This is a genomic window from Anabaena sp. 54 (assembly GCF_017355725.1).
Classification (GTDB): Bacteria; Cyanobacteriota; Cyanobacteriia; order Cyanobacteriales; family Nostocaceae; genus Dolichospermum; species Dolichospermum heterosporum.
Genome location: NZ_JAAVWA010000013.1, coordinates 47,576 through 63,934 on the forward strand (window position 1 = coordinate 47,576; position 16,359 = coordinate 63,934).

At 39.8% G+C, this 16,359-nt stretch carries 15 protein-coding genes; 8 read left to right on the forward strand and 7 right to left on the reverse strand.

Annotated elements, in window-relative coordinates; all coding sequences use genetic code 11:
* Positions 1-342: 342 nt before the first annotated feature.
* A complete protein-coding gene (gene dxs / locus HEQ36_RS13830) occupies positions 343-2,250 on the reverse strand; it encodes a 1-deoxy-D-xylulose-5-phosphate synthase (RefSeq protein WP_039205061.1) in 1,908 nt (635 codons plus the stop codon).
* Between the two features lie 430 nt (positions 2,251-2,680).
* On the reverse strand, positions 2,681-3,028 hold the full coding sequence (locus tag HEQ36_RS13835; protein WP_053540624.1) for a hypothetical protein: 348 nt from the start codon (positions 3,026-3,028) through the stop codon (positions 2,681-2,683).
* Between the two features lie 29 nt (positions 3,029-3,057).
* Between HEQ36_RS13835 and HEQ36_RS13840 the strand changes: the two genes are divergently transcribed.
* Both HEQ36_RS13840 and prmC read left to right on the forward strand, forming a co-directional pair.
* Complete coding sequence (locus tag HEQ36_RS13840; RefSeq protein ID WP_168636221.1) at positions 3,058-3,831, forward strand: Tic22 family protein; 774 nt, start codon at positions 3,058-3,060, stop codon at positions 3,829-3,831.
* 22 nt (positions 3,832-3,853) lie between these two features.
* Positions 3,854-4,762: a peptide chain release factor N(5)-glutamine methyltransferase gene (prmC, locus tag HEQ36_RS13845; RefSeq protein ID WP_168636222.1), complete on the forward strand. Its 909-nt coding sequence runs from the start codon at positions 3,854-3,856 to the stop codon at positions 4,760-4,762.
* 99 nt (positions 4,763-4,861) lie between these two features.
* Here the strand turns inward: prmC and glyA are convergent, their stop codons facing one another.
* Positions 4,862-6,145 carry a serine hydroxymethyltransferase gene (gene glyA / locus HEQ36_RS13850; RefSeq protein WP_168636223.1) on the reverse strand — a complete coding sequence of 428 codons (1,284 nt, stop codon included), beginning with the start codon at positions 6,143-6,145 and terminating at the stop codon, positions 4,862-4,864.
* A gap of 512 nt (positions 6,146-6,657) precedes the next feature.
* Positions 6,658-6,786, reverse strand: a complete 129-nt coding sequence (locus HEQ36_RS13855) for a hypothetical protein (RefSeq protein ID WP_267902185.1) — start codon at positions 6,784-6,786, stop codon at positions 6,658-6,660.
* Between the two features lie 215 nt (positions 6,787-7,001).
* Between HEQ36_RS13855 and HEQ36_RS13860 the strand changes: the two genes are divergently transcribed.
* Both HEQ36_RS13860 and HEQ36_RS13865 read left to right on the forward strand, forming a co-directional pair.
* Positions 7,002-7,199 carry a hypothetical protein gene (locus HEQ36_RS13860; protein WP_053540631.1) on the forward strand — a complete coding sequence of 66 codons (198 nt, stop codon included), beginning with the start codon at positions 7,002-7,004 and terminating at the stop codon, positions 7,197-7,199.
* Between the two features lie 76 nt (positions 7,200-7,275).
* Positions 7,276-7,752 (forward strand): Tic20 family protein, encoded by a 477-nt coding sequence (locus HEQ36_RS13865; protein ID WP_039205054.1) that lies wholly within the window; start codon positions 7,276-7,278, stop codon positions 7,750-7,752.
* Here HEQ36_RS13865 and HEQ36_RS13870 read toward each other — a convergent pair.
* Positions 7,749-8,522, reverse strand: coding sequence for a fumarylacetoacetate hydrolase family protein (locus tag HEQ36_RS13870; RefSeq protein WP_168636224.1), 774 nt, complete (start codon positions 8,520-8,522; stop codon positions 7,749-7,751). The genes HEQ36_RS13865 and HEQ36_RS13870 overlap by 4 nt on opposite strands.
* A gap of 292 nt (positions 8,523-8,814) precedes the next feature.
* Between HEQ36_RS13870 and rpsF the strand changes: the two genes are divergently transcribed.
* Together rpsF and HEQ36_RS13880 are read left to right on the forward strand one after the other, a co-directional pair.
* Entirely contained in the window at positions 8,815-9,141 is a 327-nt protein-coding gene (gene rpsF / locus HEQ36_RS13875; protein WP_027404731.1) for a 30S ribosomal protein S6, read from the forward strand.
* 692 nt (positions 9,142-9,833) lie between these two features.
* A complete protein-coding gene (locus HEQ36_RS13880) occupies positions 9,834-10,394 on the forward strand; it encodes an Npun_F5560 family protein (RefSeq protein WP_053540633.1) in 561 nt (186 codons plus the stop codon).
* Between the two features lie 393 nt (positions 10,395-10,787).
* Here the strand turns inward: HEQ36_RS13880 and HEQ36_RS13885 are convergent, their stop codons facing one another.
* Positions 10,788-13,448 (reverse strand): DNA polymerase III subunit alpha, encoded by a 2,661-nt coding sequence (locus HEQ36_RS13885; protein ID WP_290707917.1) that lies wholly within the window; start codon positions 13,446-13,448, stop codon positions 10,788-10,790.
* 1 nt (position 13,449) lies between these two features.
* Positions 13,450-13,617 (reverse strand): hypothetical protein, encoded by a 168-nt coding sequence (locus tag HEQ36_RS13890; protein ID WP_168636226.1) that lies wholly within the window; start codon positions 13,615-13,617, stop codon positions 13,450-13,452.
* 53 nt (positions 13,618-13,670) lie between these two features.
* On the opposite strand from HEQ36_RS13890, the gene HEQ36_RS13895 reads away from it, so the two are divergent.
* Both HEQ36_RS13895 and psbA read left to right on the forward strand, forming a co-directional pair.
* Entirely contained in the window at positions 13,671-14,426 is a 756-nt protein-coding gene (locus tag HEQ36_RS13895; protein ID WP_168636227.1) for a TspO/MBR family protein, read from the forward strand.
* 806 nt (positions 14,427-15,232) lie between these two features.
* Positions 15,233-16,315, forward strand: a complete 1,083-nt coding sequence (gene psbA / locus HEQ36_RS13900; protein WP_053540635.1) for a photosystem II q(b) protein — start codon at positions 15,233-15,235, stop codon at positions 16,313-16,315.
* Positions 16,316-16,359: the final 44 nt, after the last annotated feature.

A 16,359-nucleotide genomic window follows, 5' to 3' on the forward strand; every position in this document is an offset into this window, starting at 1 on the left:
AAGAGGCAATAGTAAAGAAGTTTTCAGCGATTTTACATTTCTTTACACAGTTTGGTTTTATTGTGTTCACCTACTTAAAGCTAAAACCGTTTATTAATAAAGTTCCCTGTTCCCGAATCAGGATACCCAAGGTAAAAGGATAAACAGGATAAGGAAATACATATAAAATAATTGGCGTTGTTGAATTGAGGTATAAAAATCAAAAATTCCATTTCTCAAACTCTTACTCTTTGCGCCTTTGCGCCTTTGCGTGAGACGAATTTATACTTTTATCCACCAACGCCAAATAATTAAATCCTGAAAATCCTCAAATCCTGAAAATCCTGATTCAGACAATAAAAACTATTTCACACCAGCTAATTCCTTCTTAAAAAAAGCTTGTAAAACAGTTTCCGCAATTTGAGAACTACTCAAACCTAATGCTGCAAAAGATTGATCCGGCGTAGCATGATCTACCAAAATATCAGGGACACCAATCCGCTTCACAGGGACAACAATATCAGCATCAAGTAAAGCCTCAGCCACAGCAGAACCAAAGCCACCCATTAAACAACCTTCCTCCAAAGTCACAACCCGACCAATTTGTTTAGCCAAAGGTAAAATCAACTCAGTATCCAAAGGCTTAACAAAACGAGCATTAATTACAGTTGCTTCAATCCCATGTTCGCTGAGAATTTCCGCCGCTTGCATTGCTGGGTAAACCATCGTACCATAGCCGACAATCAACACATCATCACCTTGGCGGAGAATTTCCCCCTTCCCGATTTCTAAAGCTTCCCAGCCTTCCTCCATTAAGGGGACACCGTGACCATTGCCACGAGGGAAACGCATAGCAATAGGTCCATCTGTGTAATTAATCCCAGTCACAACCATCCGTTGTAATTCCGCCTCATCCTTGGGGGCCATGACCACAATATTCGGAATACAACGCAGATAAGCAATATCATACATCCCTTGGTGAGTCGGACCATCAGCCCCAACAATCCCCGCCCGATCTAAACAGAAGAATACAGGTAGATTTTGAATGCAAACATCGTGAATAATTTGGTCAAAGGCACGTTGTAAGAAAGTGGAATAAATAGCAGCGACAGGACGCATACCTTCACAGGCTAAACCAGCCGCCAAAGTAATGGCGTGTTGTTCAGCAATACCCACATCAATATACTGATTAGGCAATTTAGCTTGTAGTTTATCTAAGCCTGTACCAGTAGCCATTGCGGCTGTGATACCGACAATTTTAGGATTTTGTTCCGCCAGTGTTACTAAAGTATGAGAAAAGACCTTAGCGTAAGCAGGAGGTTTAGGTTTACTAGAAGGAATCGCTTTACCAGTAGCTAAATTAAAGGGAGTTTGAGCGTGGTAGCCGACTTGATCTTTTTCTGCTAGTTCATAGCCTTTACCCTTAGTTGTGACTACATGAACTAAAACTGGGCCAGTAATTTGATGTGCCTGTTGGAATGTGGCAATTAATTCTTCTAAATTATGTCCATCAACTGGACCCATGTAGGTAAAGCCCAATTCTTCAAAAACTGCGCCGACTTTAGGAACTGCTAACCGCTTCATTCCTTCTTTGATGCGTTCCAGTTCTGGAGAGATAGATTCACCAACAAAAGGAAGATGTTTTAACTGTTCCTCAATTCCATCTGAGAGAAACTGCACAGGTGGACTCAACCGCATTTTATTGAGATAACGAGGAATCGCCCCCACATTGGGAGAAATTGACATCTCATTATCATTGAGAACCACCAGCAGATTAGTTTTGGGGAGGTGTCCAGCGTGGTTAATGGCTTCTAGCGCCATACCCCCAGTTAAAGCCCCATCACCAATGACAGCAACGGTTTTAAATTTTTCCCCTTTTAAGTCGCGGGCTAAAGCCATCCCTAATGCGGCGGAAATACTTGTAGAAGCGTGTCCTGCACCAAAATGATCAAATTTGTTTTCGCAGCGTTTGAGATAACCTGCAACGCCATCTTTTTGACGGAGAGTGTCGAAATTACTGTAGCGTCCGGTAATTAATTTATGAGGATAGGCTTGATGTCCCACATCCCATGTGACTTTATCCCGATCTAAATCTAGGGTTTGGTAAAGTCCTAGTGTTAATTCGACAACGCCCAAACCAGGACCCAAATGCCCTCCAAAGGCTGCTACGGTTTGTAAGTGCTTCTCACGAATTTGACGGGCAATTTGTTGCAACTGCCGAATTGACAAACCATGCAACTGGTTAGGATGGGTAATTTCACTCAAGTGCATATTATCGGCTTTTCCTCTCTAGGTCTTCTTTTGGCATGATTTTATTTTCCCACTTCCGGTGGCTTCTAAGATCTGACTGTCGTTAATTGTTGTTGTTTAACTATAACTTTTGTACGTTTTTAAGATTCATAGATAAATTTTTGCTTCATTCTTGGATGAGAATAGTATCAATGTTAAATCTTGATTTTAAGCGTATGATGATCTGGCAACTGGCATAAATTATAACCTCCCAAAATCGCCAAACACCTGATCAACAGCTTTTTGGTGGTTTTTGGAACGTTAGATGTAATCAGAGCGTCATTAAACAGAGATGGAATGGCAAAACATCAGGATCTTCTTTCTTCCTAGAGAAGACATATAATAGGGTTTTCAGGCTTTTGGGTGGGATAATGGAAATGAATAGCCAAGCAAAAATAAAAATAAAATAACTTTAATGTGTATATTCAGTTTCTAGAGGTGATAATATCATCACCACCAAAAGGTTTGACAAAATCCTATTTTGAGAATTGATAGTTGATACCAAATAGCTACCATAAGTTTTTTGTAAAATAAATGGTCTGCTATATAAGAGAACTCCACAAAAAAGATGAACTGCTTGCAGCAGTGCTAGTTCCCTCCGGGACGCTCCGCGAACGCTATCCAATCTTGTGGGATGTGGGATGGGCATCTTGCCCGTCCTTGTATTATTAGCGGGCAAGATGCCCGCACCACAAGAAATTTTGGGATATTTTTTTAATTGGAAGTCTCTAAATCTGACAATTCGTGTAATTGCTGGCATTAATGAAATTATTGAAGTGAGGAGTGAGCATGAAATTATTGGTACGTTGGGGCTTGACATTGGGTTTGGCTGGTAGTGTGATGTTTGGCGGAATATTGGGAATCAATAATCTCCAAGCCTTAGCTTTACCACAGGAGCAAGTGGTAAAAACTTTACAAGAAGTACCCGTTTTTACACTAACTAATGCCCAAGGAGAATTTGTAGTTATCTCTAGGAAAAATCAATCCAAGACTATTTCCCAGGTAGGCTTTTTTCTGAGCAAGAAAGATGCTCAGATTTTTCTAGAACAGCGACTAAAAAAAGAAAATCCTCAGTTAGCAAGCACTATCAAAATCACACCTCTTTCTTTAGCAGAATACTATAAATTGGTTGTAGAAAATAATAAGAAGAAAGACTCTAATATAGTTTTTAGCTTAGTCCCTAGTAAACAACAAGTGGATCAAGCAATAACTATGCTGAATACCAGCGGTAAAACAGACAAAAAATTTGATGGTATTCCTTTGTTTGTGCCAAAATTTAAGCAAGACAATAGCTATTTAACAATTCCCAAAGGACAAGCAGGAAAGGAGCGATTAATTCCTTTCTATTTTGAAAAAGAACAAGCAGTGGCTCTTTTAGAAGCATTTAAAAAGGCTAAACCACAGGAAGCAGCTAATACAGAAATTCAGGTATTAGATTTGTATAGAGTGATTGATACACTCAGTAGTAGTAATGATCCCAGCACTAATAAAATTTTCTTGTTTCCTTCACGGGAGTCAATAGAATTTATTCGTTCTATAGTTCCCGCGCAACCCAAGAAATAGAAAATTATTTTTACCTCCTGATATGTTAAAGCCAAATTATAAAGTTTCTGGATTAGAACTTTGGCAGTGGCGAACAACCGCAATTCAATCGGCTATAGCTGCGGATATATCCCCAATGGAGGTAGATTGGCTATTATTAACAATAGCTAATTTAGACCGCTTGGCACTGCGTTTAGAGTCTTTCAAAACATGGCAGGAAATCCCCATACAATTGTCTTTAACAGAATTAGAGAAATTGTGGCAAAGGCGATTAGATGACCGTTTACCGGTTCAGTATGTTGCGGGCATGACGGCTTGGCGAAAGTTTCAACTCACGGTATCCAATGCGGTCTTAATTCCTAGACCAGAAACAGAGATATTGATTGATTTGGCTGTGGCTGCTGCTAATGGTGGAATGAAAGCTGGACATTGGGCGGATTTGGGGACGGGTAGTGGGGCGATATCCATCGGTTTAGCTGAAGTCTTTACAGATGCGATGATTCATGCTGTAGATATTAGTCCTGCTGCTTTAGCCGTAGCTCAAACCAATGCTGAAAATTTGGGTTTTCGGGAACGGATGCAATTTTATCAGGGTTCTTGGTGGCAACCTCTAGAATCTCTCAAGGGTCAGTTTAGCGGTATGGTATCCAATCCACCCTATATCCCTAGTGATACGGTCTTAACTTTACAGCCGGAAGTGGTTAAACATGAACCTCATTTAGCTTTAGATGGTGGTGCAGATGGTTTAGACTATATCCGTCATTTAATTAATGTTTCCCCTGATTATTTGCGTCCTGGAGGGCTGTGGTTAATTGAAATGATGGCAGGACAGGCGGAAATGGTGCGGGAATTATTGGTAAGTAATGGGAATTATGGCAATATTTCTATTCATGCTGATTTAGCGGGAATTGAACGTTTTGCTGTGGCTTGTAAACGAGAGTTTGACTACTGATTGGGCGCAGGCCCTGAGACTGACTGGGCGCAGGCCCTGCGCCCCTACCTCCTGTTATGGATTTTGGATTACTGATATTAACCCAAAATCCAAGGTTGCTTAAACTAGGGCTGGTACGGGAATTTCTAAGTGAGGATATAATGGGAAGCGATCGCACAATGCCGCCACTCTCATTAAACAATCTTTAGTTACTGTATCTGAATCGGGGGAAAGTAGGCGATCGCTAATAATATTCGCAACTTCCGTAAATTCTGCCACACCTAAACCTCTAGTTGTCATCGCTGGAGAACCCAATCTTAAACCACTGGTAATAAAAGGTGATTCAGTATCAAAGGGAACTGTATTCTTATTCGCGGTGATATTCACAGTGCTAACTAGTTGATCTCCTTTCTTCCCAGTCATGCCAACAGAACGTAAATCTACTAACATCAAGTGATTGTCAGTGCCATTAGACACTAATTTAAAGCCTCTGTTTTGTAATTGAGTAGCCATCGCCCGAGCATTTGCAATTACCCGCCCAGAATAGTCTGTAAACTCAGGTTTGAGAGCTTCACCAAAAGCCACAGCCTTACCAGCAATAACGTGTTCTAGTGGTCCACCTTGAGTACCGGGGAACACTGATTTATCCAGCTTTTTACCCAATTCGGCATCACGGGTCAAAATCAATCCGCCGCGAGGACCACGTAAGGTTTTATGAGTTGTAGTTGTGACAACATCGCAATAAGGCAGAGGATTGGGATGATGACCAGTCGCCACTAAACCAGCAATGTGAGCAATATCTGCAAGTAAATAAGCGCCAACTTCATCAGCAATACTGCGGAACTTTTCAAAGTCAATAATCCGAGGATAGGCTGAATAACCACAAATCAACAGTTTAGGACGTTCTTTGATCGCTAAATCACGGATTTGGTCATAGTCTAGTTGTTCGGTTTCTTTACTTACGCCATAATGACGGACTTGAAACCATTTACCAGAAACATTCACTGGTGAACCGTGAGTCAGGTGTCCCCCATGAGATAAGTCCATACCCATAATTGTGTCTCCTGGTTGCAGCAGGGTCAGGAAGACGGCAAAATTAGCTTGGGCGCCGGAATGGGGTTGAACATTGGCATGAGCCGCACCAAATAGCTGTTTAGCTCGGTCAATGGCTATTTGTTCAATTTTGTCAACAAACTCGCAACCGCCATAGTAGCGTTTACCGGGTAAGCCTTCGGCGTATTTGTTGGTTAATACTGAACCTTGAGCAGCTAATACGGCAGCGGAGGTAAAGTTCTCACTGGCAATTAATTCCAGGTGATCACGTTGACGCTGTAATTCTTGGTTAATTAGTTCATTAATGGCAGGATCGGAGTTTTTTAGTAGGTCTGAGTTAGTTTTTGTCATTTTGATGATGCTGATAAAGTTGATGAAAATTGAAATTGGGGTTAAACCTATTACCAAAGTTGTAAATTAGGCAATTTGTTTATTATAAGAATTTAGACGGAAAACCTTTGGAGACTTCCAAGAAATAAATTATCCTAAGAAACGAACCACAGAGGCACAGAGTACACAGAGAGAGAATTTCTGCATCAGTTTTGGGACATTTTTTTATTTGGAAGTCTCTTGAGAACGGGGAAAGTAATTATCTAAGAATTGTTGACTTTAATCAACGTGGTAGCCTGAAGTTATGTATTATTTTGTACTTAAACTCACAAAATTACCAGAGATACAAGATACAATAAAACTAGGTTTGATGAACAACTTTTTGTTATTAACTCAAGTTGCTAAGTAATTGGACAAAAATATTTACAGTCATTGCGAGCGAAGGGAAGCAATCACAACCCTTGGAATTGCTTCATTTAACTTCGTTCCATATGGCTAACGCCACGCCACGCTAATGCAATGACATTGTGTAATTAATTCTGTCTCACTACTTGGTTATCTCGTTGAGGCTGGTAATGGGTAATTGGTAATTGGTAATTGGTAAAAAAAGCTCTGGTTTCATCCTGTTCATCCTTTAATCCTGGACATCCTGATTCTGACAATTTACCTAACTAGCGACTTACATTAAGTAGGTGAACACAATAAAACTATTGCCTCTTGCCTCTTGCCTCTTGCCTCTTGCCTATTGCCTCTTGCCTCTTGCCTCTTGCCTATTGCCTCTTGCCTCTTGCCTTGCTATAACGACAATTTTCAAAGCCAACCTACTTATTACCAACATTTTTTGAGATTGCTCTATTGAAAACCAGGAGGGGTTGAGATGTTAGTCATTTTCATGGACAATCAAATCCTTAGCTCTGAAAAGGTCTGTCAGTCTTGTTTACTAGCAAATGGTAGTGGACAACCTCGCTGGAGTGGAGGTAAACTGCGCTGTGGTCAAGCAATTAATAAGTTTACAGAACAACAGCCAGATCAATATGAGTGTGTGATGGGCTTTCGTGTCGCCAATATAAAATAGATTTGCCAGCAAGGTCAAGCATCTGCGTTATCCTAAGCTCAATAGCTGTTGAAATTTAGCCACAGGAGAACACAAAATGTCTTGGCGCGGGTCTACAACTTTCCCTGAGCGAATTTTCGCTTGTTTACCTTATTTGCTGCCTTTAATTGAGGTATTTGCTTTTGGTCAGTTTTTAATGAATGATTTTCCCCTTTTAAAACTGATATTTTTACCTCTGTTCCCACTGTTAAGAATTTACTATGGTGTCCGCTTTGCGGGGATGATTATTTTCTTTGCTTTGTGGTTGTTGGTGGTCAGAAACGAGAAAATTCATCATTTTATTCGTTTTAACACGATGCAAGCCATCATTTTAGATATTGTGATCTTTTTATGTAGCATCTTGACTGATATTGTGAAATTAGTTCCTGGTAGTGGATTTGCTATGCAAACACTGTTTACAACTATTTTTATGGGAATATTAGCAGCCGTTGTTTATTCCGTTGCTCAGTCTTTAATGGGGAAGTATGCGGAAATTCCCGCGATTTCCGATGCAGTACATATGCAGGTACGCTAACGCCCCACAACTGTGTTTTCTAGGCGACCAATTCCTTCGATTTCCACACGGATGCGATCGCCTATTTGCAAAGCCCTTACCCCCATCGGTGTACCAGTTAATATTATATCACCAGGTAATAGAGTCATCACTTGACTGATATAAGACACCAAAAAATCTGGGGAAAATACCATTTGATCAATACAAGCAGACTGGACTGGGTGGGGATTATCATTCAAAAACGTCTGTAATCTCGCACCTGGGTTCAATTCTCGGACAATCCAAGGACCCAAAGGACAAAAAGTATCAAAACCTTTGGCTCTAGTCCATTGGGGGTCTTTTTTCTGTAAATCCCTGGCTGTGACATCATTGGCAATGGTATAACCCCAAATTTTACTTTGGGCTTGGGCTGGGGTACAATCACAGGTGCGATCGCCAATCACCAAAGCCAATTCTCCTTCATAGTCTACCCGTTGAGACTGATGAGGATACTTAATTTCTTTTTCCGACGCAATTACAGACGTAGGCGGTTTGAAAAAAATTAGCGGTTCAGCAGGTACAGGAGTCCCCATTTCCGCAGCATGATCAGCATAATTCTTGCCCACACCCACGATTTTTGAAGGCGCACAGGGAGCTAGAATCGTGTAAGAATTGGATGGCAGGATTAAATCCGTAGGTTGACCATCCAACCAAGGTGGAGCATCTAGCACCTCCACATTCTGAGTAAGCTGGAGCAACCCATAGTGAATTTTCCCTTCTTGACTTTGAACTCGCACATATCGCTGCGCCATAAGTTTGACAAATATCCTTAAATATGCTTCTTTTATGCAGAATGTGGTTAATGATTGCCATTGAAAACTTGTCAAATTATAAGATAAATATGGAAGACCTGATGAATTTAATTAACAACCTATTAACCAGTGGACAAATCCTGCTAAAAATTGTGTTAGTGTAGAATGGCTAAAAAATTGTCAAAATTCCTTGTTGCTTGAGATGTTGATCAATAAAATTATCGCTCACAGCAATGTTTGTGTGAATTAACACCTCTTCAGCCATTTTGTCCAAAAGGTAAATTTAAAAAACATGACCACAGTTTACGAAACCATGTACATCCTGCGTCCTGACTTGGGAGATGAACAGGTAGTACAACAAATTGCTAAATACGAAAACCTCATTCGTGAACACGGCGCTGAGAATATTGAAATTCAAAACCGTGGCAAACGTCGTCTAGCTTATGAAATTCAAAGACATCGTGATGGCGTTTATATTCAACTCAACTACACAGGTCCTGGAACAGTAATCGCTATCATGGAACGGGCGATGCGATTGAGCGAAGAAGTAATTCGTTATATGACCGTCAAGCAAGAAGTTCACCAAGAAAAACCAGCAGAAGAAGTTGTAGCAGCTTAATAACCGCGTTTTCCCAAGTGATTAATTAGGGTTTCAGCAGTATGGCTTGTGTCATGCTGCACCATCAAGAAGTCAGGAGTCAGGAGTCATACGCCACGCTATCAGCAAGCCTTAATTAATAATTCTATAAATATTTTAGATACAAGCAACTACTTGTATACTAAACACAGGTGGGATATAAACTTTTGCAAAATGACAAAGAACCTAGTACCGCAAGGCGGAAGTCAAAAGTCAAAAGTCAAAATGAAGACAGTATAGGCTTTTGGAGGATTTAGAATGGTTGGTTTATTTACGCCGTTTTGTACTAGATGTGTAGGGGTTTAGCAGTGATCATTGGTGTCAACTTAACGTAAAACCTCTATCCCGCAAAGAACTCAAGTCATCTCATTCCCAGTCAGAGACTGGGAATGAATTCTAGAAGGCTCTGCCTTCAATAATATTAGAGGCAGAGCCTCATCAACTGCATTCCTAGTCAGAGACTAGGAACGAGATGTGGTAGGGATTTGAGCTTAAGTTGACACCAATGAAGCGCTTGCTTTACCCCTAATTTAGAATCAAACAATCAAGTCGTTTTGAGTATATTATAGAAATTTCTAAATTATTTTAATCAAATTGCTCAGTATGTGATACAATCGGCGCAAGTCAAAAATCAAGTATAACTGTATATATATTAAGTAAGAGCTTTAAGTGCCGTGAGCCAATCTGATATACCAAACATCCAAGAACTGTCTACGGAAATATCCCAGTTGCGCCAAGACTTGCAACTGCGTGATCAATTAGTTCAACAGTTATCACAAGAACTATTTCGGCTAGTCAAGGGTAATACTAACTTTACACCGCCAAAATCTGAGCCAGAGATAGATTCCAGTCAATTGCAAGCTTTAAGAGATCAAATCCAAGCTGTAGAACAGCAGGTAACGTTCTACCAAGAGCAAATTACAAATCGTGATACAGAGATATATCAATTACGTCAGTCTGTACAAGAACTAACTGATCGTAGTCGAATGTTAGAGCAAGTAGTACAAGAATTGCCCCAAATTTACCGTCGTAAGTTTGAGGAACGCATGACACCAGTACGAGACAAAGTAACAATACTACAACGAGAAAATCGCCAATTGCAAGCCGAATTGCAAAGTGTAAGTTACCGTTTAGCGCTCAAAAACCGCTACACAAATCATGGTGGTATTGATTTACCAACTTTTCCTCGTTCAGAAGCGACAGCCGATAGTATACCTGCTCCCCAGAATGCGTGACATCTTCCTACACTGTACTCCATAAGTCAGTGTAGGCTTAACATAGATGATAAACGCGCTTAAAAAGCAGACTCAGGTAATTTTAAATTTAATTTTCATAAACTATTAGTAATACAATTTAGGGCGGGGAAACCCCGCCCCTACTGACAATTCCGGCGTTGCTGATAGCCTGCGTGGCGAAGCCATATTGAGGTATGAAATTCCCAAATTGAACCTTTAAAACTCAAACCTCAGTGCGTCTTTGCGCCTTTGCGTGAGACTAAAATTCATACCCTTAATCAGCAACGCCACAATTCCTAAGTCTCTTTGGCTATGTCTGATATTAGATATTACTCATTATCCCCAATATCTCGTTTAAGTGGAAGTTTTCACTTATAGCGACCGCCAAAGCTCTTACCTCTGCGCCTCTGCGTGAAATAAATTCATATTTTCATGCACACCCACTTGTAACAAATCCAACCCTTGAGAAAAAATCTCATCAATTGGTAACATTTGCCCTTCTTCAGTCATAAACTTATGATCTTTTGTCGCGCGAATAATTGCCCCATTTTCTAATAAATATTCATAAACTTCCTGTTGTCCGCGATTATGCCATTGGGCAATTGATTGAGTATAAAGTATTCCATTACTATCAACAGTATAGACTTTACATTCAATCTGTTTTTCGACAATTTCCCCAATTTGTAAAAAACCATATTCAACAGTTAAAATTTCTGTGTCGTAACTTAAACAATATTCAGCAAACTTCAACATATCCCCAAATAAATGTTCAGAAACTTGGGGTACTACACCGTTTTTTGCAGAACCATCAATAAAATTTTGTTTTTGTTTCTCCATTTCTGATACTTTCTTTTTACCCATAGCGCGACGAAGTAAATCAGCTTGTCCTAAACTATAACCAGCCATATCTTGAGCAATTTTCATAATTTGCTCTTGATAAACCATGATTCCGTAGGTTTCATTTAAGATTGGTTCTAAAATTTGAGTATCATATTCAATTTCTTCTCGTCCATGTTTACGATTAATAAATTTAGGAATTAATCCGGCATCTAATGGACCTGGACGATACAATGCTAAAATAGAAGAAATATCTTCAATGTTTGAAGGTTTCAAATCTCGGACTATTTGTTTCATTCCTGAAGATTCTAATTGAAATATTCCTTCTAAATCACCAGCTTCTAATAGTGAATAAGCTTTAGCAACATCTTTTGGTAAGTTAGTATGATCACCTTTGGCTAATATTTTTTGTGCTTTTCTTTCTTGTCCTGTAATTTCATCAGGATCAATTCGGTATCCTTTGCTTTGTTCAATTAAATCAATGGTTTTTTGAATTAGGGTTAAGTTCCGCAAACCCAAAAAGTCCATTTTTAATAATCCCAATGATTCTAAATCTTCCATGAAATATTGGGTGATGACAGAACCATCATTATTGCGTTGTAGAGGAACAAGTTCGTCTAATGGTTCTGCGGAAATAACGACACCGGCAGCATGAACACCGAAGGTTTTGTTAGTTCCTTCAATTCGCATAGCCATATCAATCCAGCGCCGCACCGTTGGATCATTATCATATTTGGCTTTAAATTCTGGTTCGGGAGTTTCATCTGAAATCATTACTTTCAGTTTAGTAGGTTTACCCCGGACTACAGGAATCATTTTTGCCATTTTGTCAGAATCACCATAGGGAATATCTAATACTCTAGCAACATCTTTTAAGACTGCTTTGGATGTGAGACGGTTAAAAGTAATAATTTGAGCAACTCTATCAACACCATATTTTTCAGTTACATAATCAATTACTTGATCTCGTTTATCAATGCAGAAATCTGTATCAATATCTGGCATTGATTTCCGTTCAGGATTGAGAAATCTTTCAAATAATAAGCCATGATGTACGGGATCAATATTCGTAATTTTCATGGCATAAGCTACTAATGAACCAGCCGCAGAACCCCGTCCTGGACCAACGGGAATATTATTATCTCGCGCAAATTTGATGTAGTCCCACACTACTAAAAAGTAGGTAGAAAATCCCATTTGTTGAATCATTTTTAATTCATATTCCAATCTTTCTTTATAGACTTGATCTACTTCGTGGCGAGATTTGCGATTTAATCTTTCTAAAAGTCCCAGCCATGCAACTTCTTCTGCATAAGTATCTGCTGTGTGTCCTGAAGGGATTGTGGGTGTGGGAATTTGGGGATCACCCATGATGTGATAAGGTTCGACTTTATCGGCAATTTCTTCCGTTGTGGCGATCGCTTCAGCAATGATATCATCGGGCAAATGGTCACGGAATAATTGGTGCATTTCCTCAGATGATTTGAGGTATTCTGTGCCGCTATACCGCATTCTTTTATCTTCGCTAATGAGTTTCCCGGTTTGAATACATAACAAGGCATCGTGGGATTCTACATCAAAACAGGAGATAAAATGGGAGTCGTTGGTGGCGATGAATTTAATTCCTAATTCTCTGGCAATTTTGACTATTTCTACATTCACAATTCGGTCTTCTTGAGAACCATGATCTTGAATTTCTAAATAAAAATCTTCGCCAAATACATCTTTATACCATTTAGCAACTTTTCTGGCTGCATCTGGACGATTACTCATAATTGCTTGGGGAATTTCTCCACCTAAACAAGCACTAGTAACTATTAAACCTTCCCGATATTGTTTGAGTAAATCTTTATTAATACAAGGACGGGAAAAAATGCCTTTACCTTGAACACCTTGAAGGTGAGAAATTGTGGTTAATTTAACTAAGTTTTTATAACCTTTGGTATTTTTAGCTAATACGACTTGATGATATTTGGGACGGCGTTCTTGTTTGTCAATTTCACCGTTTAAAATGTACATTTCGTTGCCAATTATTGGCTTAACGTTCTTGTTGCGGCAGATTTTTATCAGTTCAACTGCGCCATACATGACACCATGATCTGTGAGGGCGATCGCTTTCATTCCTAATGCGATCGCTCGATCTACTAATTCTGGTAGTTGACTAGCACCATCAAGCAAGCTGTAATCACTGTGAATATGTAAAGGAACAAATGACATATTAGTATTTGGTAGAGTAAGAGAATTTTAGATTAACAATGATATCAAGTATTTGAGTTAATGATAACCCAATCGCGCATCTTTTACCAAAAGCTACATCATTCCCAATAATGGAGGCTTGATGTCCTGATAAAAGTACACCGCTATTAGCTGCTAAATTTCCATACATATCATATAATAACTTATTATGACCAACTACAAACTACTCGCTATCTTTTAATTATGAATCAATCCAATAATGGTGGCATACTTGAACAGGTTGTCAATATAGTAATGGGTGTAAAAACTGGGACTCAAGAACAGTCTCTAAATACATCAGCCGCGGATACACAAGAACTAGATATCAAGGCAGTTCTAGTTTATAAATTAGGAACTATCCTACAAATAGGAGTGATGATTCTTGTATTGCTGGGAATGGAAAAATTGGTAATATTGATTGATAATAATTCTTTTTTTCCTATTTGGTTTAGCACTTTAGTCACCGCATTATTTTTTGCTTTATTAAGTATCCGTTCCCGGATCTTCTCCCTTTTAGATAATACTCGTTCTCGGACAACGTATGATCAAGTAATTAGACCAAAGTGGTCTCCTCCACCTTTAGCATTTCCCATAGTTTGGATGATAATTGCGGTTTTGCGGGTAATTTCTTCGGTGTTAATTTGGCAGGAAATGAATCACCAATTTTTGATATTGCCGTTAATTCTGTTTGTTATACATCTAGCTTTAGGAGATACTTGGAATACGATTTTTACCGTAGAACGGAGATTAGGTGCTGCTGTTCCTGTGGTGATTTTAGGTCCTTGGTTATCGGCTATAGTGGTGACAGCGATTTATTGGCAAACTGTTCCTTTAGCGGGAATGATTTTATCTTTTTCTTGTGTATGGCTAACTGTTGCTGCTGTATTGGTATTGAGAATTTGGCAGTTAAATGGATCTGAGCCTTTGTATCCTTTAAAATTAGCTGTTGTGGAGAAATAAATAGGGTTTGCTGATAGCGTAGCGTGGCGTAAGCCATAAAAGTTGTCCGTGAAGGCAGGTGAAGGCAGGGAACAGTTTTAGCTATATCAATACCTTGTCCAAATCGAAAAAAGTCTTGATTTGTAGGTTGGGTTGAGGTACGTTCACGAAGTGTGGCGAAGCCATAACCCAACAAATGCGTGGGGTTGCGCTGTCGCTTAACCCGACCTACAAAAAATGGACAAGGTATTGCTATATGGATATCCTCAATTTTCCAAATCCGACAAGGAAAAATGCACCTATTTTGAGACACCATCAGCCAAAACCTGGCACTTTTTTGTGATAAAAATCCGCGAAACCTTTATTAATAAACGGTTTTAGCTTTATATGGTTAACGCCACGCTACGCTATCAGCAAGCCATAAGGGACTTCCAATTAAAAAAATACCCAAAAATTTCTTGTGGTGCGGGACGAATTGCCCGCTAATCATCAAGGACGGGCAGGATGCCCATCCCACAAAATTGGGTAATTTATTTTTTGGTGTTCCCTAAATGGTCACAATTATAGTGAGTTATGCGATGGCTACGCTCGTCAGAGGTTCCTCCACCTACCTATTTAACAAGAAAATTAAAAGTTGTTATAAAAAATATTAACAGTAGAAAGCCTTGCCATATCTAGGTTATAGCCATAAAGATAACCCAGGTTTCTAAATTTATCAAAAAATATTACGAAAACCCCTTTACAAATCGAAACATAGGGCTTAATATAGGTTCATAAGGTAGAAACACCTACCAAAACATACATAACTCAAACGCAATTATAAACACATGACAACCACCTTACAACAGCGCGAAAGTGCTAACGTATGGAGCCGCTTCTGTGAGTGGATCACAAGCACCGACAACCGTTTATATATCGGCTGGTTCGGCGTAATCATGATCCCCACCCTCCTATCTGCGATCGCTTGCTTCGTAATTGCATTCATCGCCGCTCCTCCAGTTGACATTGATGGTATCCGCGAACCAGTTGCAGGTTCTTTACTCTACGGAAACAACATCATTTCCGGCGCAGTAGTTCCTTCCTCCAACGCTATCGGTTTACACTTCTACCCAATTTGGGAAGCTGCTTCCTTAGACGAGTGGTTGTATAACGGCGGTCCTTACCAGTTGGTAGTATTCCACTTCTTGATCGGCGTATTCTGCTACCTCGGTCGTGAATGGGAACTTTCTTACCGCTTAGGTATGCGTCCTTGGATTTGCCTAGCATTCTCTGCTCCTGTAGCAGCAGCAACCGCAGTATTCTTGATCTACCCAATTGGTCAAGGTTCATTCTCTGACGGTATGCCTTTAGGTATCTCTGGAACATTCAACTTCATGATCGTGTTCCAAGCTGAACACAACATCTTGATGCACCCCTTCCATATGTTGGGTGTAGCTGGTGTCTTCGGTGGTTCTTTGTTCTCCGCAATGCACGGTTCTTTGGTTACTTCTTCCTTAGTTAAAGAAACAACCGAAAACGAATCACAAAACTACGGTTATAAATTCGGTCAAGAAGAAGAAACCTATAACATCGTAGCTGCTCACGGTTACTTTGGTCGCTTGATTTTCCAATACGCTTCCTTCAACAACAGCCGTCAACTACACTTCTTACTCGCTGCATGGCCTGTAATTGGTATCTGGTTCACAGCTTTGGGTATCAGCACCATGGCGTTCAACTTGAACGGTTTCAACTTCAACCAATCCATCATGGATTCTCAAGGTCGCGTTATCGCTACCTGGGCTGACGTAATCAACCGCGCTAACTTAGGTATGGAAGTAATGCACGAGCGCAACGCTCACAACTTCCCCCTAGACTTGGCTGCTGCTGATGTTGCTCCTGTTGCTTTAAGCGCTCCTGCAATCAACGGTTAATAATTAAAGCTTTGTTAATAGCTTAATTAAACAATCGCCCTCCA

Coding starts and splice junctions, on each gene's coding strand:
- HEQ36_RS13895 (WP_168636227.1), top strand. CDS start 13,671: ATGAATCAATCCAATAATGGTGGCATACTTGAACAGGTTGTCAATATA.
- prmC (WP_168636222.1), top strand. CDS start 3,854: ATGTTAAAGCCAAATTATAAAGTTTCTGGATTAGAACTTTGGCAGTGG.
- HEQ36_RS13865 (WP_039205054.1), top strand. CDS start 7,276: ATGTCTTGGCGCGGGTCTACAACTTTCCCTGAGCGAATTTTCGCTTGT.
- HEQ36_RS13860 (WP_053540631.1), top strand. CDS start 7,002: ATGTTAGTCATTTTCATGGACAATCAAATCCTTAGCTCTGAAAAGGTC.
- psbA (WP_053540635.1), top strand. CDS start 15,233: ATGACAACCACCTTACAACAGCGCGAAAGTGCTAACGTATGGAGCCGC.
- rpsF (WP_027404731.1), top strand. CDS start 8,815: ATGACCACAGTTTACGAAACCATGTACATCCTGCGTCCTGACTTGGGA.
- HEQ36_RS13870 (WP_168636224.1), bottom strand. CDS start 8,522: ATGGCGCAGCGATATGTGCGAGTTCAAAGTCAAGAAGGGAAAATTCAC.
- dxs (WP_039205061.1), bottom strand. CDS start 2,250: ATGCACTTGAGTGAAATTACCCATCCTAACCAGTTGCATGGTTTGTCA.
- glyA (WP_168636223.1), bottom strand. CDS start 6,145: ATGACAAAAACTAACTCAGACCTACTAAAAAACTCCGATCCTGCCATT.
- HEQ36_RS13840 (WP_168636221.1), top strand. CDS start 3,058: ATGAAATTATTGGTACGTTGGGGCTTGACATTGGGTTTGGCTGGTAGT.
- HEQ36_RS13885 (WP_290707917.1), bottom strand. CDS start 13,448: ATGTCATTTGTTCCTTTACATATTCACAGTGATTACAGCTTGCTTGAT.
- HEQ36_RS13835 (WP_053540624.1), bottom strand. CDS start 3,028: ATGCCAGCAATTACACGAATTGTCAGATTTAGAGACTTCCAATTAAAA.
- HEQ36_RS13890 (WP_168636226.1), bottom strand. CDS start 13,617: ATGTATGGAAATTTAGCAGCTAATAGCGGTGTACTTTTATCAGGACAT.